Source organism: Pseudomonas sp. OE 28.3, from assembly GCF_014268205.2.
Taxonomy (GTDB): Bacteria; Pseudomonadota; Gammaproteobacteria; order Pseudomonadales; family Pseudomonadaceae; genus Aquipseudomonas; species Aquipseudomonas edaphica.
The window spans coordinates 1,536,012-1,557,149 of sequence record NZ_CP077082.1 but is presented as its reverse complement, the minus strand read 5'-3'; the positions used below and the strand labels follow the sequence as shown (position 1 = coordinate 1,557,149).

Below are 21,138 nucleotides of genomic sequence, written 5' to 3'. Positions count from 1 at the left end.
CATTTTTGAGGTTAAACACAGTCAATGTGGGAGCCGGGCTTGCCCGCGATGCAGGCGACTCGGTATGTCTGGTGCACCGAGGTGATGCCATCGCAGGCAAGCCAGCTCCCACATTGTCCGTGCCCGCTTCGCCTTTAAGGCATCAGCACCGCGCGGCGTGCATCGCCGAGAATGTCGACGCCGTTGAGCACGAACTTCTGGGTGCGCACGTCGATGTCGATCACCGAAATGCCGTTTTCCAGACGGTTGTAGGTACGGCAGGACAGTTCCAAAGTGGTGGTGACCTTGTCGCCCATCTTCAGCTTCGCCTCCTCCAGGGATTTGAGTTTGCCGCCGACCGTGTGGTAGGTGAAGTAGGTTTTGCCATCCTGATCCTGACCGGCTTCTCGCACGTTCAGCAGAATGTCGTCACCCAAGCGCACGCCCAGGGCCAGCATGATTTCCGGCCCGGCACCTTGCAGAACCAACTTGGCATTGAGCACCTTGCCGCTCTTGGCCATTTCTTCGGCGATGAAGCGCCCACCGGACATGGATTCCATGTCGAACTCGATCTTCGGCGGGGTGAACTCCTCTACTGTCGCGGACAACGGCAGGCCTTGAAGGGTGGCCGCAATGGCCTGTCTTACACGGTTGGTAAACATTAGAGAACGTCCTCCAGGAACTGCTCGATGATTTCATCGCGGGCATTGAGTTGATAAATCATGTGTTCGTTCGGCGCGTAGCGGCCGTAGTCGATGACGATGAACCAGGTGCCGTTCTTGTACTTCTCGACACTGTTCAGCTCCGGGTGCAGGTACACGCTGCCGCCGGGGATGGTTTCATCGGCCACCAGGGTTTGCAGCCAGTCGTTGATGCGCTTGACCTCCTGGTCCATAAACGACTTGGTGAGGTTCTTGGCCATGGCTTTCTGGCCGGCCTTGACCAGCTTGCGGCTGATGGCATCTTCCAGGCCGACATAGCTGATGAACTTGCCGGTGATGGAGCGGTTACCCAGCAGCGAAAAGCCGCCAAGGACAGTGCGCGCGTAGTAGCTCACGCCGTAACGGTTGAGCAGGTCGCCTTCGGTGGAAGTGTCGAGGATGTTGTACTCGACCACACGGGAAACGTCCTCGGCGAAGGTCACCTGGTTACCTGGGCTTTCCCATTGCTTGACCTTGGCCAGTGCGGCGATGGCCAGCGAGGATGGCGACAGGAACACGTTTTTCTTCGCCGCCTTGGAATACACCGACGGCATATTGTGCACCAGCAGGCAGCGGTCGAAGCCGAGATCGGCACCGCCCAGCTCGCCGCTGTAGGTCACTTGGTCAGCGACGGACGCGTCCTTGCCGTCCAGCACCACACGGGCCTTGATGCGCTTGCCAAAGGCAGCGAACTCACCGGCCACGGCCTTGGTGCCGGTGAAGCCTGGGGCGCCGATGATGGTCAGGTCTTCCGGGACGCTGCTCAGAGCCGCCAGGCCCAGCTTGCGGCCGGTGGCTGGCTCGTTGCCGCCGATCACGTTATTGACGGTGTCGGCCGGGGTTGCGCCCTCCTCCACGATCACCACATAAACCGGCACTTTCACCACTTTGAGGATCTGGTACACCGCCTGAAACAGCGTGCCCGACTCGGCGCCGGTCGGGTCCAGCAGCGCCTGGGTGGTGAAGCTGTTGATGCGAAACGGCGCGTTTTTCGGGATCGACGCGTGGGCATTCGGCGCGGTGCCGACCAGGCCGATAACGTTGTCGCCCAGGCCACCCATGGCCTCGGGGGATTCGGTGGCATTCACGGTGATGCCGTTGTGCTCGAAGTTCAAAACCTCAGCCATGATTAGTCAGCCTTCTTGGGGGTGGAGTTAAGGACGCTGGTCAGTTCCAGGCGGCCGGCGGTGCGCAGGGCGGATGCTTCGACGTCCAGCAGTTCAAGCTCCTCGCCGGCGGTGGACCAGTGGCCACCTCCGGTGGGGAATGGGATGAGGACGGTGTAGGTTTGGCGGTTGGCCATAGGTGGATCTCCGGGCATAAAAAAAACCGCAGGGCGGTTTTAGTGGGTTATCAAGATGTGAGCGCCAAAAAAGAAACGCCTCGTCATAGCGAGACATCTATTGAGGCAACGTTGAGAGCCAAGTCGGGGCCGGGGGCCGGTGTTCGCTCAACGGAAACCCACCAGCCTCAGGCCAGTTGCGCAATGTGCGGCGGTAGGTCTGTAGCTCCACGTACTGCTCGGAAGTGAGTGTGGTTCCCAGTGCCTCCTCCTGCTCATCACGGTGGCGTGCCACCACGCTGTCCGTTGCCGAAAGCCTAGAGTCACGCCACGCGCGCTCAACTGTTGCAAGCTGTTCAGGGGAAGGCGCTGGCATTTCTGTCAGGAAGGGATAACCATCGTCCCCCCAACTAATCAACTTACCTTTTCCTTGTCCCTCCAGTAGTACCATGTGCTCATCAGCGGTAATTTCAACCGCGTCATCCGGTATACATTGTTGAAAAGAAGGGTCGTAAAAACCGCACGTAGACTTTGCAGCAAACATAAAAATTCCCCCTTAGTAACCGATAACGCGATAACCGCCTGCTTGTGTAGATGCGGTGTTCGATTGATTCCAGAAACGAACTTGAGTTTCTGACACATTGTTAACGTTTACACCTGGTACTCCTGCCCCGGAGCCGCCAGATGCCAAGGCATAGCCAATCGCCCCCGCACTAAACGCAGTTGGAAATGAAACTAAAGCCGAACCACCAGCTGGAATCGCGGGAATGACACCCCACTGCTCTATCAACCCAGATGGATCACATTTCCATCCATTGGCTGCACGATTACTTGCAAACTCAGCACTTAACTTCAGCGCGGCCGTGCCCGACAAGAAGTAACTACTCCCCTGCAACACAAGATCAACAAAAGATCCGGGAGGAACAATTATTCCCGATTGGGGCCTCGTTGCTATAGTCGCGAAAGTATCATTACCAGAAGGCACCAATGTCGCATTAACCGAGCCAACATTCCTGACGGAAATAACACTTCCTGTAGGCCCAGAGTTTGACGGCGGTAACGTAACAGTAAATTCAACACCTGAGTTCAACAACAATACCCGCCCAAAGTACTGCGATGTTAGTTTTGCATTAACTGAAAGCACTGACACGTTGCTGTAGTTACCGAGGGCTCGTTGCACAAACTGAGTAGACGCGGGTCGCTGGCTGTTATCAAACTGCGAGACCAGCACACTGGTGAACATATTGCCACCACTGACATACCATGCACCCGCACCCGCGTTGTTACCCAGCAATGTTAGCTCTAGAATATCCCCGTAGAGCATAGATATGCTCTTTACACTTACGGACTGCCCCGGATCTGCACCGTATATAAGGTCAGTCCCAACCCGAGTAATGGCAGCAGACACGGTGTTGTAACAGATTATCGTGACAGTCGCCCCATTGGGCAGGTCCGCCGAATAGGGAAGATTAATAGTGTTCGCTGCGTCACCAAACAACATGGAGACCTGACCTACCGCAGATGCAAGAATCGATCCGTTACCGTTAAAAGCAGTACCTCCCGAATAGTACTTGCCTTGGCGCCGCACCCATTCAGTTGTCGCCAGCAAGGAGGAGTTATCGAACCGTGGCGCTGACTCCGCCGTTGCCAAGCCTTTAAATGCTGGTGAGTTGAGCGGCGCGAACCCTTGTGTCACATTCTGAAACGCCAAAGGCGTCGTTCCCAGAACAATTGTTCCATCTGTCACTAACTGCCAGATCGTGTCAGCAAGCGTTAGTCCCTGTTCGACAGACACCGTCAACGATGATGTCACCTTAGCATTGGCGTCAGCATCTTTAGTGCGAACCCATGCGGTGTTAGTCACTACATAAAGCCCGTTATCTTTAGGGGTTGTCTGGTTCTTAACCAGAACCCGGTCACCCGCAACAACCGCCACCCCATCAATAATTTGCGCTGAGCTCAGTGCGATATTTGCCGTAGTAGCCACACGCGCCGACTGTTTAGCATCAAGTTTCGCCAACTCATCAGCCACATAACCGATCACCCAAGCCCGCGTCGCCTTGACCACCGTGTCATCAATCAACAACGTCACCAGCGATGCATTACTCGTCTCGAAAATCGACCGAATATAAAACTCTTTCCCCGAACCAGAAGTTGCCAGAACCGGCTTGAAAGACTCCGGGTACTTAACGATTGCGTAAAGCACCCCGGTGTCCGTCCAAAGCCCGGCCTCACGCACATACCAACCACCGACCTCAGGCGGAATCGTTACCTCGGCCAGCAACCAGCTTGGATTCTTCTCATCCTGAAACAGCGCATTCAGCGGCCCGCGCCACACTTCACGTTTCAGCGCTTTTGCAGTGGCGTCGGGGTTGTAGACAGAGCCATTGCCATCGCCCACCGAAATTTGCGCGAGTTTGATCGGCACGCCCGCAGCCTTGCAGGCAGTTTCATAAGCAATCCCTGCGTTGGTCAGCAAGGTATAAAAGTCGGCCATTTAGGACCCCTGTGGATAGATAGTGACGGTTTCGACGCTGTAGAAGCCGGCTGCCAAAAAGGCCATGCCGGACGCTTCAAGCCCCTCGATAACAATCGGATAGATAGTGGTCAGCTCACCGCAGACAGTCGCAGCGCCGACTGAATGGCTACCAAACGCGCTCAACCCGACCGTGACGGTGAAAATGTCACGCTCGCTTTTGGCCTCTGCTAGACGCAGATCCAGCCTCGCGTCGATTTCTTCGCTGTACGGCAGTTCGGAGTAAGCCCTGATGGAAAAACTGAAAGGATTACCTCGCGGCGACTGCTCATACCAGGCCCTTACCTCAGGGATCAGTTGCAGGCCTTTGGCAGCATTTTCGAGTGCTGTACGGGTACCGGCCTGTCGAGCGGTTGGCCAGGCGAGTTTTACCGTCGCACGCTTTTCAGCCCCGGCGGCAGTAGAACTCCATTCGTTCACGCCACGATCCGCTGCGAGATAAGGTAAAAAATCCGTAGGCGTTTGCGAGGGGTCCATCAACGCGGGGAACGGTGGGGTTACTCGCTCGAGTAACTGACCGAAGCCTTGGTCCAACGCTTTTTCCAAGGGCGAACTGTTGGCGGGGAGCAGGCTCGGTATGCGCTCACTCATAGCGTGCGTACCTGTACTTCAACCCCGGTGCAATAAGGCGCCTGAAAGGCCGTCGCAATAATCGGTGCCAAGGGTTCAAGGATCTGTAACTGCGCCGCCCCGGCGCTGTGAATCGCATAGTCAATCCAACTCGGATCCACCCGCCCCTCCAGCCGATGACAAGACTCTGCATAGTCCTGTAGCAGTTTCTGCGCGGCAACTTGCGTGAGCCCCGAATCCGGGCCGGCATTGATCTTCGCAACCACACGGATTTTATAAGGCAGGATCTGCGCACCTTGCACGCTAACCAGATCGGTCTCCGGACGCACATCCGGCCGTGCGAAATGGCGACGAACCCCGTCAAGCAAATCGGCGGACGGCGTGCCGTCGCTCTCACGAGCAAGCACCGTGACCATCACTTCACCGGGCGCTGTTCGACGAGCGTTACCGTCCTTGACCTGCGCGGCATAACCGTCGGGATCAAAGGTGTAGCTGACCGTCACCACGCCCGGCGTCGCGCTTTGCACCTTCACCGACGGCCGTTCACCCAGGGTAAAAACCTCTCGCCGATACTGCATCCGCGAGCCGGCTGCCGGTGCATGCGGCGCCAGGTAATAACGCAAGCGAGCGTCGTCGTCACTCTCCAACGTCGGCGGCACCGGCGGAAACGCCGCCGGGTCGCCTGGATCGAGCACTTGGCGTTCCAGGCCCATGTCCGCCAGGCGCGCATCCAGGTTGCTGCCGGTGGCCCACCACGCCAGCATCTGCTTGATACGGGCATTGTATTTGCGTTCGTGGGTTTGCAGCCTTACACAGAAGGCTTCCAGGGCCAGGGTCAGCAACTCGCTTTCGTTGTCGAGGCTGACCTTGAGTTTGGCCGCGCTTTGCGGTGCTCGGGTGGCGACGTAATCGACCACAAACGCCTTGAATTCGGCCAGCAGCGGCTCGAACTCATCCACCGCAATGATGGCCGGTTCTGCCAGTTGGTTCTGGCCGGGGATCAGCATGCTCATGTCACGACCTCGAAGGTTTGTTGGCGGTTTTTCCAGGTGCCGGCGAAGCGCAACAGCAGGCCGGCGCCTTGGCGGGTGGCGACGATGACCAGGGGTTGAAAATCGCCGATGCCGTTGTGGCTGTTGTAGAACGCCTGCGCGGCGTGGCTTTGGGCGAGTATCAGCAGGTCGTCGCCGAGGTTCTGGCCGAGCAGTTGCGGGATCAGCGAGCCATATAGCGGGCGTTTCTGCCGAGTGCCCACGGGGGTGGTCAGCGCTCGGGTGGCGCGCTGCACGAACTGCAGCCAGTCATCGACGGCTGCCCCGGTGTTTCGATCGATGCCGAGCATGGGATGTCCTTATCGAGGGCTGATGACGCGGCCTTGATGGTCCACCAGCGGGCCGCTGAAGTGCGCGCCGCCAGCGTCCAGTACCAGGCTGGTGCCGCCGATTTGCAGGGTGATGTTATGGGCGCTCATGACCAAGCTGGCGGCGCCGACTTTGACGTCTACCTGTTCGCGCGAACCGCTGAACGTGGTGGGGCCGTTGACCCAATTGAAAATGTGGCTGGCATCGTCATAGTCGCTTTGGGTGCCGTCCTGGTGGCGTCGTCGGGTCAATGTCGCAACGCTGGAGACTGGCGGAAATTGACTACTGTTAAGGCCGAACAAGGCCACCGACTGACCACCGCCTTCGCCGCCGCCGTAGTTGAGCAACAGGCATTGCTCGCCCACCGACGGGATGCGCGTTTCGGTTTGTGCGCCTGCGCTGGGGTTGAAAAAGCGGATGGCCGGCGTGAGCAAATCACCGTGGCTGACCTTGCAGGTATTGCTGGCGGCGTCGACCGACTGACACGTGCCGATCCGGCAAAAACTCTCGGCGCGTCGATACAGGTCTTCAAGTTGGGTTTCCATCTCTGCCAGGCGTTCGACAATCGGCCCCAGTTGCATGCGTAACAGCGCGTCGAACATGGGCTACTCCGCCAGTGGTTTGTATTGGTCGGGATCGTCGATGTTCGACACTTCCCAGGTGCGGGCAAACAGCGGCTGGCCGGTAGGATCTGTGAGTAATACCGGCCCGATGTAGACGGTCTGGGTGAAGGAGACAGTCCAAGTGTCGTAGTCCGTTTCTGCTGTTGTTGCAGCAACCGGAGCGGCGACGATATTTATCGGCAAATCACACTGGGCCAATGGCAGGCCCCAACGGTTATCCAGCACCTGGTCCATAAGCTGGCTGGCCAGGTCGCAGGCATCAAATGGCAGCGCACCCGGCGCCACCATGGCCCGGAGCGAAATCGTCAGGGCGTGAGCCTTGCGCCCTTCACGAGAGCGAATGCCCGGCCCATTGCCTTCGATCGTGATCAAAACACCGGTTTTATCCAAGGCGTCCTGAAAATCCTGGTGATTGCCGACCTTCAAGGCCGGGAAGGCCGCATGCAGCGCCGCGCTAATGGCAAGGGGCAGTTGGGAGGGTTTTTCGATAAGGGTCATATTAAATAGCGTCCTTGCAACGGTTACTGCGGGTCTTGACCGGAGCCTTGGTTGACCCCGATGCGCTTGGCCGCCCAGCGTTCATAAAGGCCGATGGCGACATCGGCACCGGCCATGGCGGTGAGGCAGCCAATGGCGCCGGCGGTCCAAATCGACATGCCGGCGGCATAGCACAGCATCAAGGCTGAAACGCCGCAGACCATGCACGCGCCGGAGCGCAGGGCCAGGCGGCGCATCAGCGACCAACCACGTGCGCCCTCCTTGTCGGCGCGCCACATTTCACCGGACACCCCGCCGATCACTGCCAATACGATGACCAGCCAGATAGGCATTTCCGCTAACGCTTGCTGTTCATTTGTCATGTCACGCCTCCTGGCTGAGCACTCAATAGTCCATTTTTCATTTACACATGCTTCGATAGGTCGGCATTCCAAAAAGCCCGGTTGCCCGGGCTTTTCAGTAATGATGTCCTCGAACGTTCGGCGCTACTGGCGCGGTACGGTTCTTTCCTCAATGTTTTTCCGACCACGATCCCTGTCTGCCGGATAACTGCTTCTGGTGCTTTACGCTGCACACCCGGGTCAGTTGCCAACCCTCTGAACCGTTAAGGCCGGTTCATCGCTGCCTGTTTTTTTAAAGCGGTGTAACTAAAGAGCGTCGGCATCCTTGCCGGTGTTGCCTGGCATCCCTGCCATCGCTTCGATGGCGTCCTTGCCGATGTTGCGTGCCTTCCTTGTCACTTTCCTTGGCAGCATCCTTGCCGCCTCCACCACCTTGTTGGCTGGCTTGAGATGGAGAATATGCATGTATGCATATACAGTCAATGCACAAATGCATTTATTTTTGCTATCGGAATGCACCAGCGCATTTCGAACCTTATGGGCCAGGGGTTTACCGGTTTTCTACGGTCGAAAAAAAGCCCGCACATGGGCGGGCTTTGTCTTACGCAAGGAGGTTAACGGGCGTACATGCCCCACCAGAACACATGGCCGAGGATGCTGATTTGCTCATCCTGGATATCCTGGAAGCTGTAGTCCTCGTCCGGGTGCTCATCGCGATTGAAACTGCGCAGGCGAATCCCGGAAGGCAGGCGGTAGAGCTGTTTCACCCGCAATTGGCCATTGTGATTGATGGCATACAAGTCGCCATCGACGATGTCGCCAATGCCGCTCTTGCCCGCATTCACCCCAACCGTCGCGCCGTCGCGCAGCACCGGCAACATACTGTTGCCACGCACTGTCACGCATTTGGCCTGGTCGAACTGCACACCGTTGTGGCGAAGGCTGCGCTTGCCGAACCGCAGGCTGGCCTTCTCGCTTTCCTCGATGACGAATCTTCCTGATCCAGCAGCCAATTCAACCTCGCGCAAAAAGGGGATCGACACCTCGTCATCATTAACGGGCGTGTCGTCGTCCCACAGGCTTATGTCCTTGAGTTCCGAATGCATCGGGTCGCGCCCATCATCGCGCCCAGCACCCATCGCCGCGCGCCCGCGCAGGTGGTCGGTGCTGACGCGGAAGTACTCGGCGATGCGCGAGATGTGCTTGTCCGACGGATCAACGATCTTGCCGCTGAGGATCCGCGAGAGTGTGGATTGAGGCACGCCGGTACGCCGGTGAAGCTCCGTGGGGGAGATCCGGTCGCGGTCCAGCAGCTCTCGTAAGACGGTTGAAACGTTGCGTTTTTGCATAACGGCGATAGTGCCGGGAGTTTTGGGGGTTGGCAAATGCTAAATTGCATATTTTATGCATTATCAGAAAATGTTAGTCGACGCGTCAGTAAGCAATAGGGGCCTGGGCATTCGTCAATTTCAAAGTCCGAGAGGCTGCTATCGGCCAGGAGCGGACCGTCGGTTTGAGCCATTCTCAAGGCATGGCAACCAGAGTTCACGGTGAAGGTCAGATTGCATTAGCGCAGGCTCCAGCCTGCCTTTCACAAAACCTCAATCTAAGTTAGCGTGCACTTTTACATGATTGGAAACGCTTAATGAAGACAGTGATTGAACGGCTGGAAAAATGGTTAGAGGCCCATCTTCCTGAAGTACGTCGGGATCTGGCCCCGGGCTGTTCGGATGCTGCAATCGAAGAGTTCGAAAGCCTTGTTGGCCGACCTTTTCCAGAAAGCTTGAAGCAGCTCTACAGGTTGCACGACGGGCAACACGGTGCTGCGAATTCAGGGCCCTTTTATGGACTTAGTTTTCTGTCGCTGGCAGCGGCCAAGACACATTGGGAGTCTTGGAAAGATATCATCGATGAGTGGTCGCCCGAAGAAATGACCGAGGCGAGTGCATTCTGCACTTCGGGAAACTCCGGCGCTATCCAGGCTCTATACGCCAACAGATACTGGATACCCTTCGCCTTCGACTACGGTGGCAATCATCTCGGGGTTGATTTGGATCCAGGGGAGCGCGGAACCTTGGGACAAGTCATTAATTTTGGCAGTGACGAAGAAGATAAATACGTTGTGGGCAGGTCCGTTGATGAGTTTATGGAGTGGCTGGTCGATCAACTCGAAAGTGGTAACTTCGCAATCAGGGAGGAGGATGACGGTTGGCGAAGCTTGAACACCAAGGAGCCTGAAATGCTCCATTTTCTGGACGCGGTTCCCATTCTGTTTGGGGCACAATCTGTCAGGTGAACCGGCAAGATCGCCAATTGGGTTTACGCAAGTAGAGAGCTAAAGGGGGCGAATGTATTTTCCAGAAATCCCCCCTTTTTTGTCCCTATCCTCTTTCTTCTCGGTGCCATCGCCGTTCTGGACGAATGACTGCTTTTGGCCGGTCGCTCCCTTTCGCAAACGACAGCAATAGGTTCATTTCAGCGATCAATCGTACTGGATAGGAATTCGAACCCTTTTTAAGATGGTTTCAGACCGCTTCAGGCCTTAGAGTACGGGCATTTACACTCGGCATTTTGGTTCTCTGCGGTCTATGGCCGCCTCTGATTTGCCCTGAATATGTCTTAACTCACTTTCAACGTTTACGCGCTCCCTCGAACCACCAAGGACTGTTTTCGGCCAGAAATAGCTACCGCAGGAAGACCGCCTTCAGTCGGAAACGGGCGATGACAAATAAATTTGTCCCTTTTCAGTCCCTTTCGGTCGTCATTTCGCGGTGGAGCTTCACAGATGATAGGATGGTGGCTTATGGCCGGCATCGTGATTGGCCACTGATGAATTTTGGAATGGACATGTCTCAACAAACGGAAGTAACAGACACTGAGTCTTCTAAGGGGTATTTTAAGGATGACGAGATGCATCGTCTCCTTCACGAGACTGAGAGTCGGTACAAAAGCGCAATAAATACTGACGGGATGGACGCTAGTGATATCAATTTTTTTATAATTAGATCACTAGCCGCGATGCGAAATAATTATATTGCTTTCGAACGCGACTGCCTATTTAACATTGAAATGATCGGTCGTGTTTTTAAAGAAAAATTGGAGACTATAGATCCTCAAAACTCCAAAGATTCTGAACTGTTGGCTGCTTATATATTTCGCTTTGTGCAGGAGTATGACGTATCGAACCCCAACGATATTTCTGACGAGTTGAGATATGGACTTAGGGTGATGCCGGACCTAAACCTAGATCACCGCGCAGCAAGTGAAATAAAGTACGGTCAGCACTCAATGCTGATTGGAGTTTTGAAAAAGTATCTTCATCATGAGGATATTGTTGCTATAAAAAAACTTCCAGGAACTATTGAACGCGCGGTGAGAATTAATGCTGACAGTGAGCGCACCCTCAACGAAGGGCAGCAAAAAGTAGCACACCTGGCGGAAGGTCTAAAAAAGCTTAAAATTGGTTCGGATTTTGTAGAGCTGGCATCAGGGTTTTCAAAAATGAGAACTCGCAAGGCAATCGAAAAGCATTTCAATTTTGCGTGTTTACTGCTTTTGGCAGCGATGATGATCTCCCCAGCAGCACTGAAAATATATGTCTATTATGCTGAGCTAAAAATCCCGGAGATTGATGTCTATACAGCCGTATCGATTGCTGCTTTGGAATTGGTGTTCGTATACTTTTTTCGCGTGGCGCTTCACAACTTTAGAGGCGTGAAAGCGCAGATACTTCAACTTGACCTTCGTATAGCACTACTTCAGTTCATTCAAAGCTATGTGAAATTTTCAGGCGACGCTAGAAAGATAGTATCCAAATCCAATGGTGAAATCTCTTCTAAGGAGCTGACTTTAGATCGATTTGAACAAGTAATTTTCAGCGGATTGGTAGCTGGTGAAAATGAGTTACCCTCGACTTTTGACGGTCTGGACGGATTGGCAAAAATCATCGAAAAGGTGAAGGGTAAGTGAGCCTAAGATAAAATATATTTCAAGTTAAAGATAACGACCCTGGAAACACGTACGATTTAGCCAATGTTGCGCAAAACTTTTTCTATCTGAACAAAGGGGCTGATTTATTTTTCAGAAATAGATCCGCCCCTTTGTTTCACTCTTTAGTTTACTGATGCCACCTGCATTTCCTCTGCGCCCTAGGTGCGATGCACTCCGAAGGGAATATCAAGTCAACCTGTGTCCTAGATACCCTTCCATCGGAATTCCAGGCGTGATTATGCCTGCCGCCACCTTCATAAGTGATCCAGATACTGGATCTTTGCAGGGGGAACAGATCGAGAATGATACAGATGCGTACTCATTGCTATTCAAGAGTACGTCGCTCCATTTCATACCAGCGAATGCACCACAGCGGGCAATTGAAGCACTCCTTTTCATAGCCGGGTGTACCATCGACTTTACTCATTTTACGAATCCATCATCCTGCTGTTTTGGCATGGCAATGCCCATTCCCAGCGTCCAGCATCACTGGTTTATGAGAGTCCGCTTCTGGCCGAAAGCGGCCTTCACCTTAAGCCATTGACCAAGCGATCAAGCCTGCCCTCACATCTTTAGGTGATAATTTCCGGGGCGTACCCCCCGCATGGGTCCGCTGGCAACTGGCGAAGCAAAGTAAAGCCAAGAGATGCCCCCTTTTTCCCAGTTGCACCCACCCCACCACCACGCTACTCTCCCCTCCGTCGCTGCCAATTCAGCGACCGGGCCTGATAACCCGGCAAGATGCAGGCGCACCTAGCGCCCCCAAAACCCGATTTGCTGGCGTTTTTTTTTTCGCCCACCATTTCGTGCAATGGCGGCTGTGCGTGGGAGACCTTCGGGTCTGCCGGGTTCCTGTATCTCCGGTTTATCAGCCTGCGCACAGCTGCCACCCAATTCGCCTGATAACGAATGTGGTAGCTCTCAATTGATATGGGAGTTTTACCGATGACCGCTACAGATCCGTCTGCGTTAACCACCCTCGGCGTCACCCCCTTCTCCTTCCACTCCGACCAACCGCTATTTCGCGTCAACAGCGGTGTCTCCCTGCACGAAGCCTTGCACCACGCCTCCGACCTCCTCCACGTCGCCAAGCAACTCGCCGAAGATGCGGCGATGACCAAGGAAACGGACCGTTACGCCTGGGCGTCGCATTACTTGCAGGAGATGGTCAAGGCGGTGGTTGATGACGTGGTGAAGGTGTTGGATTCGCCCGGTAACCTTCAGTAAGGGGCGAATGAAAAACCGATGCGGCGCCTGATGCCGATCACTCAAGAGATAGCACAGGCACCGCTAACCCGTGGCGAGGGAGCTTGCTCCCGCTGGGCTGCGAAGCGGCCCTGCTCTTTGCTTCAAGAGCATGGGACTGCTACGCAGTCCAACGGGAGCAAGCTCCCTCGCCACGGGTTCGGTGTTCATTCTTGAGAGTGACGGCCATTGGGCGCTGCGCCATTTTTGGGTTTTACCTCAACAAAGGGGACTGATTTATTTTCCGAATAATTAAATAGATCTGTCCCCTTTTTGTTCCCGGCTTGACGGCCGGCGTTCGGCAGGATCTGCAGCAACTGCTGCTCGGTGATCGGCATGCTTTTCTCCAAGCGATAAAAAGCCCGCGACTTGGCGGGCGATACACGTTCGATATACTGCGGTGAATTATCGGAGCGAACAGGAATGGACCCCATGAAATACGGAATACTTCTCTTAACCGTCTTTACGCTTGGCGGCTGTGAAACGTACAAAGGCGGACAAGACGGCCCTGACGTTAAGGCTGGCGGACTTCAGATCAGTTGCAATGCAACCCCAGCCAATCAGCCCGGCTGCTACACCCCGCCACCCTCTTGGTGGACCAAGCTTCCTGGCCATTTTTTCATTCGTGGTAGCGGCTTTTAACGCTTGCGGCGGTGCGAGTCCTTTCTATAGGCGAATGAAAAACCGGTGCGGCGCCTGATTCCGATCACTTAAGAGATAGCACAAGCACCACTAACCTGTGGTTCGGTGTTCCTTATTGGGTGTTCATTCTTAATAGTGGGGCCATTGGGCGCTGCGCCATTTTTGGGTTTTACCTGGCTGTTTGTGACCTGCGAACCCTCGACCTCGCGTGTTAACCTTGCCGCCATCGCAAAATTAGCAGGGCCAAGCGCCCCATCTTTGCCCCACTCCTTTTAACGAATTTGCTAACTATCTGATGAGTAAAAACACCTCCGATCTGTCCTCCCACACTCCAATGATGCAGCAGTACTGGCGCCTCAAAAACCAGCACCCTGATCAGTTGATGTTCTATCGCATGGGCGATTTCTACGAGATCTTCTACGAAGACGCGAAGAAGGCCGCCAAGCTGCTGGACATCACCCTGACCGCGCGCGGGCAGTCGGCGGGGCAGTCGATTCCGATGTGTGGGATTCCTTACCATTCGTTGGAAGGTTATCTGGTCAAGCTGGTGAAGCTGGGCGAGTCGGTAGTGATCTGTGAGCAGATCGGCGACCCGGCGACCAGCAAAGGGCCGGTGGAACGTCAGGTGGTGCGCATTATCACGCCGGGCACGGTGAGTGATGAGGCGTTGCTGGATGAGCGTCGTGACAATCTGATCGCGGCGGTGTTGGGCGATGAGCGTTTGTTTGGCCTGTCGGTGCTGGATATCACCAGCGGCAACTTCAGCGTGCTGGAGATCAAGGGCTGGGAGAACCTGCTGGCGGAGCTGGAGCGTATCAATCCGGTGGAGTTGTTGATTCCGGATGATTGGCCAAAGGATCTGCCGGCGGAAAAACGCCGTGGGACCAAGCGGCGTGCGCCGTGGGATTTTGAGCGCGATACGGCGCTGAAAAGCCTGTGCCAGCAGTTCTCGGTGCAGGACCTTAAAGGCTTCGGCTGCGAGACCTTGACCCTGGCCATCGGCGCTGCCGGTTGCTTGCTCAGCTACGCGAAGGAAACCCAGCGCACCGCCCTGCCGCATTTGCGCAGCCTGCGCCATGAGCGCCTGGATGACACCGTGGTGCTCGATGGCGCCAGCCGTCGCAACCTCGAGCTGGACACCAACCTGGCCGGTGGTCGCGATAATACGCTGCAATCAGTGGTCGACCGTTGCCAGACGGCCATGGGCAGCCGCTTGCTGACCCGCTGGTTGAACCGTCCGCTGCGCGACCTGACCGTGCTGCAAGCGCGCCAGACATCGATTACTTGCCTGCTGGATCGCTATCGTTTTGAAAACCTGCAGCCGCAGCTCAAGGAAATCGGCGATATCGAGCGCATCCTGGCGCGAATTGGCCTGCGCAATGCGCGGCCACGTGACCTGGCGCGCCTGCGCGATGCCTTGAGCGCGCTGCCGCAGCTGCAAGTGGCGATGACTGAGTTGGACACGCCGCACCTGCAACAACTCGCCGTAACGGCCGGCACTTACCCGGACCTCGCGGCGCTGCTGGAAAAAGCCATTATCGACAACCCGCCGGCGATTATCCGTGACGGCGGCGTGCTTAAAACCGGTTACGACAGCGAGCTGGACGAGCTGCAATCGCTGAGCGAAAACGCCGGGCAGTTCCTGATCGACCTGGAAGCCCGCGAAAAAGCCCGCACCGGCCTGGCCAACTTGAAGGTCGGCTACAACCGCGTCCACGGCTACTTTATCGAGTTGCCGAGCAAGCAGGCCGAGTCGGCGCCGATTGATTATCAGCGCCGCCAAACCCTTAAGGGCGCCGAGCGTTTCATTACGCCGGAGCTCAAAGAGTTCGAAGACAAGGCACTGTCGGCCAAAAGCCGTGCCCTGGCGCGCGAAAAGATGCTGTATGAAGCGTTGCTTGAGGACTTGATCAGCCGCTTGGCGCCGCTGCAAGACACCGCCGCCGCCCTGGCGGAACTGGATGTGCTGAGCAACCTGGCCGAACGTGCGCTGAACCTTGACCTGAACTGCCCGCGTTTTGTCAGTGAGCCGTGCATGCGTATCGTGCAGGGCCGCCACCCGGTGGTGGAGCAGGTGTTGACCACGCCGTTTGTGGCCAACGACCTGTCGCTGGATGACGACACGCGCATGCTGGTGATCACCGGTCCCAACATGGGTGGTAAATCCACCTACATGCGCCAGACCGCATTGATCGTGTTGCTGGCGCACATCGGCAGCTTTGTGCCGGCAGCCAGTTGCGAGTTGTCGCTGGTAGACCGCATTTTCACCCGGATCGGTTCCAGTGATGACCTGGCTGGTGGGCGTTCGACCTTTATGGTGGAAATGAGCGAAACCGCCAACATCCTGCACAACGCCACCGAACGCAGTTTGGTGCTGATGGACGAAGTGGGGCGCGGCACCAGCACCTTCGATGGTCTGTCGCTGGCGTGGGCGGCAGCCGAGCGTTTGGCGCATTTGCGCGCCTATACGCTGTTCGCCACGCACTATTTCGAGCTGACGGTGTTGCCGGAAAGCGAGCCGCTGGTGGCCAACGTGCATCTCAATGCCACTGAGCACAACGAGCGCATCGTGTTCCTGCACCACGTGCTGCCGGGGCCGGCGAGCCAGAGTTACGGTTTGGCCGTGGCGCAGTTGGCGGGGGTTCCTGCGCAAGTCATCACCCGTGCCCGCGAACACTTGAGCCGCCTGGAAGAAACCGCCCTGCCCCACGAGATTCCTGTGGCAAGCCCGGCCAAAACCAGCGCAAAACCCAGCGCGCCGCACCAGAGTGATATGTTCGCCAGCCTGCCCCATCCAGTGCTGGATGAGCTGGCAAAGCTTGACCTGGACGGCTTGACGCCGCGTAAAGCGCTCGAAATGTTATATGCACTGCAAGTTCGGATATAACGCACAGGCTTGCAAGCTGGTAGACTCTCGCGCGGTTTGGGATGCTGCGGGTTATTAGCCTGGCCTGCAGACTATCGCTCCCGAACCTCGCGAGCCCTGCCACAAAGGGTTTCGCTGCCGCCGCCTGAGGAGAGAATTAGAAATGACCTTCGTCGTTACCGACAACTGCATCAAGTGCAAGTACACCGACTGCGTCGAAGTGTGTCCGGTGGACTGCTTCTACGAAGGCCCGAACTTCCTGGTTATCCACCCGGATGAGTGCATTGACTGCGCCCTGTGTGAACCAGAATGCCCGGCCGTCGCTATTTTCTCCGAGGACGAAGTCCCGGCAGAGATGCAGGAATTCATTCAGTTGAACGTCGAGTTGGCGGAAATCTGGCCGAACATCACTGAACGTAAAGATCCGATGCCTGACGCAGCGGAGTGGGATGGCAAGAAAGGTAAGATTGCAGACCTCGAGCGCTAAAAGCGCCGCCGCCCAATAAAAAAGGCCCCTTGCGGGCCTTTTTGCGTTTCTGAGTGGTCGTTTTCACTTTTCAGCAGGCAAAAAAAAGGGGCGGTATGACCCGCCCACATTTTTTCCCTAGTCCCTGTATTCCTTTTCATCATCCTGATGAATCGCATCCTGCGACGTTCCTTCAACCATCGTTCCTTGATGGCTGTGCCAATCCGTGGACACAGGGCTGATCTTAGAGAGTTCCGGGGGAAGTTCAACGGGATCCAAGTGATCGGCTGACAGACTTGAACGCTCATTCAAGTATAAATAATTGTTATTTTTCAGATGGATAGAAAATTCGTTCACCGTTTCGAGATGGACATGCCCGGTAAAAAAACCAAACACTTACGAAAAAGTAAGCAAATGCTTACACGCGCAATTGCGCAAACGCATGATTCGGAACCATTGACTGATCGGCAGGCATAAAAAAGCCCCGACAACGCCGAGGCTGTTTTCCTTCAGCAGGTTCAGTCGTCGCTGACGGTGATGGTCGGCATTGCCGGTGCTGCGGCTTCCTGCAGGACGATCCGCGCGCCCACGTGACGGGCCAGTTCCTGGTACACCATAGCGATCGGTCCATCAGGCTCCGCGGCCACGGTGGGCTTGCCGCCGTCGGCCTGCTCACGAATTTCCATCGCCAGCGGCAACGACGCCAGCAACTCAACCCCGTATTGGGTCGCCAACTTCTCACCGCCGCCTTCGCCAAACAAATGCTCGGCGTGGCCGCAGTTGGAGCAGATGTGTACCGCCATGTTTTCAACAACGCCCAGCACCGGGATGTTGACCTTGCGGAACATCTCCACGCCTTTTCTGGCATCCAGCAGCGCCAGGTCCTGGGGTGTGGTCACGATCACCGAACCGGCCACCGGCACCTTTTGCGCCAGGGTCAGTTGGATATCGCCAGTACCTGGTGGCATGTCGATCACCAGGTAATCCAGGTCGCCCCAGGCGGTCTGGGTGACCAGTTGCAGCAAGGCGCCGGAGACCATCGGCCCGCGCCACACCATCGGCGTGTTGTCGTCGGTGAGGAAGGCCATGGACATGACCTCCACGCCCAGCGACTCAATCGGCACAAACCACTTCTGGTCCTTGACCTTGGGCCGCGTACCTTCGGCGATGCCGAACATTACGCCCTGGCTTGGGCCGTAGATATCGGCGTCGAGGATGCCCACGCGCGCACCTTCGCGGGCCAGCGCAAGCGCCAGGTTGGCGGCGGTGGTGGATTTACCCACGCCGCCCTTGCCGGAGGCCACGGCGATGACATTCTTGACGTTGGCCAGGCCCGGAATCTGCGCCTGGGCCTTGTGCGCGGCAATCACGCACTGGATGTCGACCTTGGCCGAGCGCACGCCCTCCAAGCCTTCGATGGCCATTTGCAACATCTGTGCCCAGCCACTCTTGAACAAACCGGCGGCATAGCCCAGTTCCAACTGGACCGACACCTGGTCGCCCTGGACCTCGATGGCACGTACACAGCCGGCGCTGACCGGGTCCTGGTTCAAATAGGGGTCGGTGTACTGGCGAAGAACGGCTTCCACCGCTGCGCGATTGACGGCGCTCATGGGCTACTCCCGAAAAAAGACTGACTGAAACAGGCGGCTATCCTAACCGTTCCAGCCGCCCAGCGGCATGCTTTCGAGACCTGGGAAGATTCAGAAACAGCACCACGGGGTGAAATATATTTCCCGGCGCTTTATAGTGGCCGACCTCCGTTTCATCAAGTAGCCGAGCCCCATGTCCGAGCCACGCAAGATCCTCGTCACCAGCGCCCTGCCCTATGCCAATGGTTCCATCCATCTTGGCCATATGCTTGAGTACATCCAGACCGATATGTGGGTGCGCTTCCAGAAGCATCGCGGCAACCAATGCATTTATGTCTGCGCGGACGACGCCCACGGTTCGGCCATCATGTTGCGCGCCGAGAAGGAAGGCATCACCCCGGAACAACTGATCGCCAATGTGCAGGCTGAACACAGCGCCGACTTTGCCGAGTTCCTGGTCGATTTCGACAACTTCCACTCGACCCACTCCGAAGAAAACCGCGAGCTGTCGAGCCAGATCTACCTGCGCTTGAAGGAAGCCGGGCACATCGACCAGCGTTCGGTGACCCAGTATTTCGACCCGGAAAAGAAAATGTTCCTGGCCGACCGCTTCATCAAGGGCACCTGCCCTAAATGCGGCACCGAAGACCAGTACGGCGACAACTGCGAAAAATGTGGCGCAACCTATGCACCGACGGACTTGAAGAACCCGAAGTCGGCAATCTCCGGCGCCACCCCGGTGCTCAAGGATTCCCAGCACTTCTTCTTCAAGCTCCCGGATTTCCAGCAAATGCTGCAAACCTGGACCCGCAGCGGCACCTTGCAGGACGCCGTGGCCAACAAACTCTCCGAATGGCTCGACAGCGGCCTGCAGCAGTGGGACATCTCCCGCGATGCGCCGTACTTCGGCTTCGAGATCCCGGGCGAGCCGGGCAAGTACTTTTATGTGTGGCTGGACGCGCCGATTGGCTACATGGCCAGCTTCAAAAACCTCTGCGACCGCACGCCTGAGCTGGACTTCGACGCGTTCTGGGCAAAGGATTCCACCGCCGAGCTGTACCACTTCATCGGCAAGGACATCGTCAACTTCCACGCGCTGTTCTGGCCGGCCATGCTCGAAGGTTCGGGCTATCGCAAGCCGACCGGTATCGCCGTGCACGGCTACCTGACGGTCAATGGCCAGAAAATGTCCAAGTCCCGTGGCACCTTTATCAAGGCGCGCACCTACCTGGACCACCTGTCGCCGGAATACCTGCGCTACTACTACGCCGCCAAGCTGGGCCGTGGTGTCGACGACCTCGACCTGAACCTGGAAGACTTCGTGCAGAAGGTCAACTCGGACCTGGTCGGCAAAGTGGTCAACATCGCCAGCCGTTGCGCCGGTTTTATCCACAAGGGCAATGCCGGTTTACTGGTGGCTGAAAACGCCGCACCGGAACTGACCGAAGCCTTCCTGGCCGCCGCGCCAAGTATCGCCGACGCCTATGAAGCCCGTGACTTTGCCCGCGCCATGCGCGAGATCATGGGCCTGGCCGACCGCGCCAACGCCTGGATCGCCGACAAGGCACCGTGGTCGCTGAACAAGCAGGAAGGCAAGCAAGCTGAAGTCCAGGCTATCTGTGCCACGGGCGTCAACCTGTTCCGCCAATTGGTAATCTTCCTCAAGCCGGTGCTGCCATTGCTGGCCGCTGATGCCGAGGCGTTCCTCAACGTCGCGCCGCTGACCTGGAACGACCACGCCACCTTGCTCAGCAACCATCAGTTGAACGAGTTCAAGCCGTTGATGACGCGTATTGATCCGGTGAAAGTCCAGGCCATGACCGACGCTTCGAAAGAAGACCTGGTCGCCAGCCAGACCGACACCGGTTCGGCTGCGCCCGCCGGTAACGGTGAGCTGGCCAAGGATCCGATCTCGGCAGAAATCGACTTCGACGCCTTTGCCGCTGTAGACCTGCGCGTTGCGCTGATCGTCAAGGCCGAGGCCGTGGAGGGCGCCGACAAGCTGCTGCGCCTGACCCTGGACCTGGGTGGCGAGCAACGTAACGTGTTCTCCGGCATCAAGAGCGCCTACCCGGATCCTTCCAAGCTCGACGGTCGCTTGACCATGATGATCGCCAACCTCAAGCCACGCAAAATGAAGTTCGGTATCTCCGAAGGCATGGTGATGGCAGCCGGCCCAGGCGGCGAAGAGATCTACCTGTTGAGCCCTGACAGCGGTGCCAAGCCGGGTCAGCGTATCAAGTAAGCCCGCAAAGCCCGTCTGCGGCAAGCGGGCCTCCCGTGGCAAACGGGCTGCCTGTGGCGAGCGGGCTTGCCCCGCGTTGGGCTGCGCAGCAGCCCCAATAAAGTCGCCGCATTTGGCCTGTTAAACCGAGTGCCTGTACCAAGGGCCGCTCCGCGCCGCAACGCGGGGCAAGCCCGCTCGCCACAGAACGCGCGCTCGCCA

21 protein-coding genes are annotated in these 21,138 nt (G+C 56.7%); 6 read left to right on the top strand and 15 right to left on the bottom strand.

Annotation, left to right across the window (positions count from 1 at the left end; translation table 11 throughout):
- Positions 1 to 134 precede the first annotated feature (134 nt).
- From HU759_RS06905 to HU759_RS06845, 13 genes are all read right to left on the bottom strand, one after another.
- A complete protein-coding gene (locus tag HU759_RS06905) occupies positions 135 to 641 on the bottom strand; it encodes a phage major tail tube protein (protein WP_099548528.1) in 507 nt (168 codons plus the stop codon).
- A complete protein-coding gene (locus HU759_RS06900; RefSeq protein ID WP_170036405.1) occupies positions 641 to 1,807 on the bottom strand; it encodes a phage tail protein in 1,167 nt (388 codons plus the stop codon). The genes HU759_RS06905 and HU759_RS06900 overlap by 1 nt, the downstream gene beginning before the upstream one ends.
- A gap of 2 nt (positions 1,808 to 1,809) precedes the next feature.
- Positions 1,810 to 2,001 (bottom strand): hypothetical protein, encoded by a 192-nt coding sequence (locus HU759_RS06895; protein ID WP_146233153.1) that lies wholly within the window; start codon positions 1,999 to 2,001, stop codon positions 1,810 to 1,812.
- Positions 2,002 to 2,080: 79 nt separating this feature from the next.
- A complete protein-coding gene (locus tag HU759_RS30030; RefSeq protein WP_346274606.1) occupies positions 2,081 to 2,338 on the bottom strand; it encodes a phage tail assembly chaperone in 258 nt (85 codons plus the stop codon).
- Positions 2,339 to 2,518: 180 nt separating this feature from the next.
- A complete protein-coding gene (locus tag HU759_RS29800) occupies positions 2,519 to 4,459 on the bottom strand; it encodes a phage tail protein (RefSeq protein WP_225933035.1) in 1,941 nt (646 codons plus the stop codon).
- A complete protein-coding gene (locus HU759_RS06880) occupies positions 4,460 to 5,089 on the bottom strand; it encodes a phage tail protein I (protein ID WP_169985340.1) in 630 nt (209 codons plus the stop codon).
- Positions 5,086 to 6,081, bottom strand: a complete 996-nt coding sequence (locus tag HU759_RS06875) for a baseplate J/gp47 family protein (protein ID WP_170036401.1) — start codon at positions 6,079 to 6,081, stop codon at positions 5,086 to 5,088. The genes HU759_RS06880 and HU759_RS06875 overlap by 4 nt, the downstream gene beginning before the upstream one ends.
- Positions 6,078 to 6,410 (bottom strand): phage baseplate protein, encoded by a 333-nt coding sequence (locus HU759_RS06870; RefSeq protein WP_017137060.1) that lies wholly within the window; start codon positions 6,408 to 6,410, stop codon positions 6,078 to 6,080. Before HU759_RS06870 ends, HU759_RS06875 begins: the two co-directional genes overlap by 4 nt.
- Before the next feature lie 9 nt (positions 6,411 to 6,419).
- Positions 6,420 to 7,031 carry a phage baseplate assembly protein V gene (locus HU759_RS06865; RefSeq protein ID WP_017137059.1) on the bottom strand — a complete coding sequence of 204 codons (612 nt, stop codon included), beginning with the start codon at positions 7,029 to 7,031 and terminating at the stop codon, positions 6,420 to 6,422.
- 3 nt (positions 7,032 to 7,034) lie between these two features.
- On the bottom strand, positions 7,035 to 7,550 hold the full coding sequence (locus HU759_RS06860; RefSeq protein WP_186616800.1) for a hypothetical protein: 516 nt from the start codon (positions 7,548 to 7,550) through the stop codon (positions 7,035 to 7,037).
- A 23-nt stretch (positions 7,551 to 7,573) separates the two neighbouring features.
- Positions 7,574 to 7,912 carry a phage holin family protein gene (locus HU759_RS06855; protein ID WP_138451265.1) on the bottom strand — a complete coding sequence of 113 codons (339 nt, stop codon included), beginning with the start codon at positions 7,910 to 7,912 and terminating at the stop codon, positions 7,574 to 7,576.
- Positions 7,913 to 8,197: 285 nt separating this feature from the next.
- A complete protein-coding gene (locus HU759_RS06850; RefSeq protein WP_017137056.1) occupies positions 8,198 to 8,356 on the bottom strand; it encodes a hypothetical protein in 159 nt (52 codons plus the stop codon).
- A gap of 149 nt (positions 8,357 to 8,505) precedes the next feature.
- A complete protein-coding gene (locus HU759_RS06845; RefSeq protein ID WP_169985843.1) occupies positions 8,506 to 9,249 on the bottom strand; it encodes an XRE family transcriptional regulator in 744 nt (247 codons plus the stop codon).
- Positions 9,250 to 9,536: 287 nt separating this feature from the next.
- Between HU759_RS06845 and HU759_RS06840 the strand changes: the two genes are divergently transcribed.
- The 3 genes from HU759_RS06840 to HU759_RS06830 all read left to right on the top strand — a co-directional run bounded on the left by HU759_RS06840 (position 9,537) and on the right by HU759_RS06830 (position 13,108).
- The gene (locus HU759_RS06840; protein ID WP_177032763.1) at positions 9,537 to 10,187 is read left to right on the top strand and encodes an SMI1/KNR4 family protein; all 651 of its coding nucleotides are present in this window, start codon (positions 9,537 to 9,539) and stop codon (positions 10,185 to 10,187) included.
- A 425-nt stretch (positions 10,188 to 10,612) separates the two neighbouring features.
- A complete protein-coding gene (locus HU759_RS06835) occupies positions 10,613 to 11,860 on the top strand; it encodes a hypothetical protein (RefSeq protein WP_186616799.1) in 1,248 nt (415 codons plus the stop codon).
- A 966-nt stretch (positions 11,861 to 12,826) separates the two neighbouring features.
- Positions 12,827 to 13,108, top strand: coding sequence for a DUF3077 domain-containing protein (locus tag HU759_RS06830; RefSeq protein WP_053254658.1), 282 nt, complete (start codon positions 12,827 to 12,829; stop codon positions 13,106 to 13,108).
- A gap of 185 nt (positions 13,109 to 13,293) precedes the next feature.
- On the opposite strand, the gene HU759_RS06825 is transcribed toward HU759_RS06830, so the two are convergent.
- Entirely contained in the window at positions 13,294 to 13,464 is a 171-nt protein-coding gene (locus HU759_RS06825; RefSeq protein ID WP_177032534.1) for a hypothetical protein, read from the bottom strand.
- Positions 13,465 to 14,063: 599 nt separating this feature from the next.
- Between HU759_RS06825 and mutS the strand changes: the two genes are divergently transcribed.
- Complete coding sequence (gene mutS, locus HU759_RS06820) at positions 14,064 to 16,655, top strand: DNA mismatch repair protein MutS (RefSeq protein ID WP_099548520.1); 2,592 nt, start codon at positions 14,064 to 14,066, stop codon at positions 16,653 to 16,655.
- A gap of 142 nt (positions 16,656 to 16,797) precedes the next feature.
- On the top strand, positions 16,798 to 17,121 hold the full coding sequence (fdxA, locus tag HU759_RS06815) for a ferredoxin FdxA (RefSeq protein WP_003208688.1): 324 nt from the start codon (positions 16,798 to 16,800) through the stop codon (positions 17,119 to 17,121).
- A gap of 497 nt (positions 17,122 to 17,618) precedes the next feature.
- Here the strand turns inward: fdxA and apbC are convergent, their stop codons facing one another.
- Positions 17,619 to 18,713, bottom strand: coding sequence for an iron-sulfur cluster carrier protein ApbC (gene apbC / locus HU759_RS06810; protein WP_017137049.1), 1,095 nt, complete (start codon positions 18,711 to 18,713; stop codon positions 17,619 to 17,621).
- Between the two features lie 172 nt (positions 18,714 to 18,885).
- On the opposite strand from apbC, the gene metG reads away from it, so the two are divergent.
- Positions 18,886 to 20,937 (top strand): methionine--tRNA ligase, encoded by a 2,052-nt coding sequence (gene metG / locus HU759_RS06805; RefSeq protein ID WP_017137048.1) that lies wholly within the window; start codon positions 18,886 to 18,888, stop codon positions 20,935 to 20,937.
- Positions 20,938 to 21,138: the final 201 nt, after the last annotated feature.

Excerpts from the sequence above, each read along its gene's own strand:
- HU759_RS06905 (WP_099548528.1), bottom strand. The coding sequence starts at position 641 with ATGTTTACCAACCGTGTAAGACAGGCCATTGCGGCCACCCTTCAAGGC.
- HU759_RS06900 (WP_170036405.1), bottom strand. The coding sequence starts at position 1,807 with ATGGCTGAGGTTTTGAACTTCGAGCACAACGGCATCACCGTGAATGCC.
- HU759_RS06895 (WP_146233153.1), bottom strand. The coding sequence starts at position 2,001 with ATGCCCGGAGATCCACCTATGGCCAACCGCCAAACCTACACCGTCCTC.
- HU759_RS30030 (WP_346274606.1), bottom strand. The coding sequence starts at position 2,338 with ATGCCAGCGCCTTCCCCTGAACAGCTTGCAACAGTTGAGCGCGCGTGG.
- HU759_RS29800 (WP_225933035.1), bottom strand. The coding sequence starts at position 4,459 with ATGGCCGACTTTTATACCTTGCTGACCAACGCAGGGATTGCTTATGAA.
- HU759_RS06880 (WP_169985340.1), bottom strand. The coding sequence starts at position 5,089 with ATGAGTGAGCGCATACCGAGCCTGCTCCCCGCCAACAGTTCGCCCTTG.
- HU759_RS06875 (WP_170036401.1), bottom strand. The coding sequence starts at position 6,081 with ATGAGCATGCTGATCCCCGGCCAGAACCAACTGGCAGAACCGGCCATC.
- HU759_RS06870 (WP_017137060.1), bottom strand. The coding sequence starts at position 6,410 with ATGCTCGGCATCGATCGAAACACCGGGGCAGCCGTCGATGACTGGCTG.
- HU759_RS06865 (WP_017137059.1), bottom strand. The coding sequence starts at position 7,031 with ATGTTCGACGCGCTGTTACGCATGCAACTGGGGCCGATTGTCGAACGC.
- HU759_RS06860 (WP_186616800.1), bottom strand. The coding sequence starts at position 7,550 with ATGACCCTTATCGAAAAACCCTCCCAACTGCCCCTTGCCATTAGCGCG.
- HU759_RS06855 (WP_138451265.1), bottom strand. The coding sequence starts at position 7,912 with ATGACAAATGAACAGCAAGCGTTAGCGGAAATGCCTATCTGGCTGGTC.
- HU759_RS06850 (WP_017137056.1), bottom strand. The coding sequence starts at position 8,356 with ATGCATATTCTCCATCTCAAGCCAGCCAACAAGGTGGTGGAGGCGGCA.
- HU759_RS06840 (WP_177032763.1), top strand. The coding sequence starts at position 9,537 with ATGAAGACAGTGATTGAACGGCTGGAAAAATGGTTAGAGGCCCATCTT.
- HU759_RS06835 (WP_186616799.1), top strand. The coding sequence starts at position 10,613 with ATGACAAATAAATTTGTCCCTTTTCAGTCCCTTTCGGTCGTCATTTCG.
- HU759_RS06830 (WP_053254658.1), top strand. The coding sequence starts at position 12,827 with ATGACCGCTACAGATCCGTCTGCGTTAACCACCCTCGGCGTCACCCCC.
- HU759_RS06825 (WP_177032534.1), bottom strand. The coding sequence starts at position 13,464 with ATGCCGATCACCGAGCAGCAGTTGCTGCAGATCCTGCCGAACGCCGGC.
- mutS (WP_099548520.1), top strand. The coding sequence starts at position 14,064 with ATGAGTAAAAACACCTCCGATCTGTCCTCCCACACTCCAATGATGCAG.
- fdxA (WP_003208688.1), top strand. The coding sequence starts at position 16,798 with ATGACCTTCGTCGTTACCGACAACTGCATCAAGTGCAAGTACACCGAC.
- apbC (WP_017137049.1), bottom strand. The coding sequence starts at position 18,713 with ATGAGCGCCGTCAATCGCGCAGCGGTGGAAGCCGTTCTTCGCCAGTAC.
- metG (WP_017137048.1), top strand. The coding sequence starts at position 18,886 with ATGTCCGAGCCACGCAAGATCCTCGTCACCAGCGCCCTGCCCTATGCC.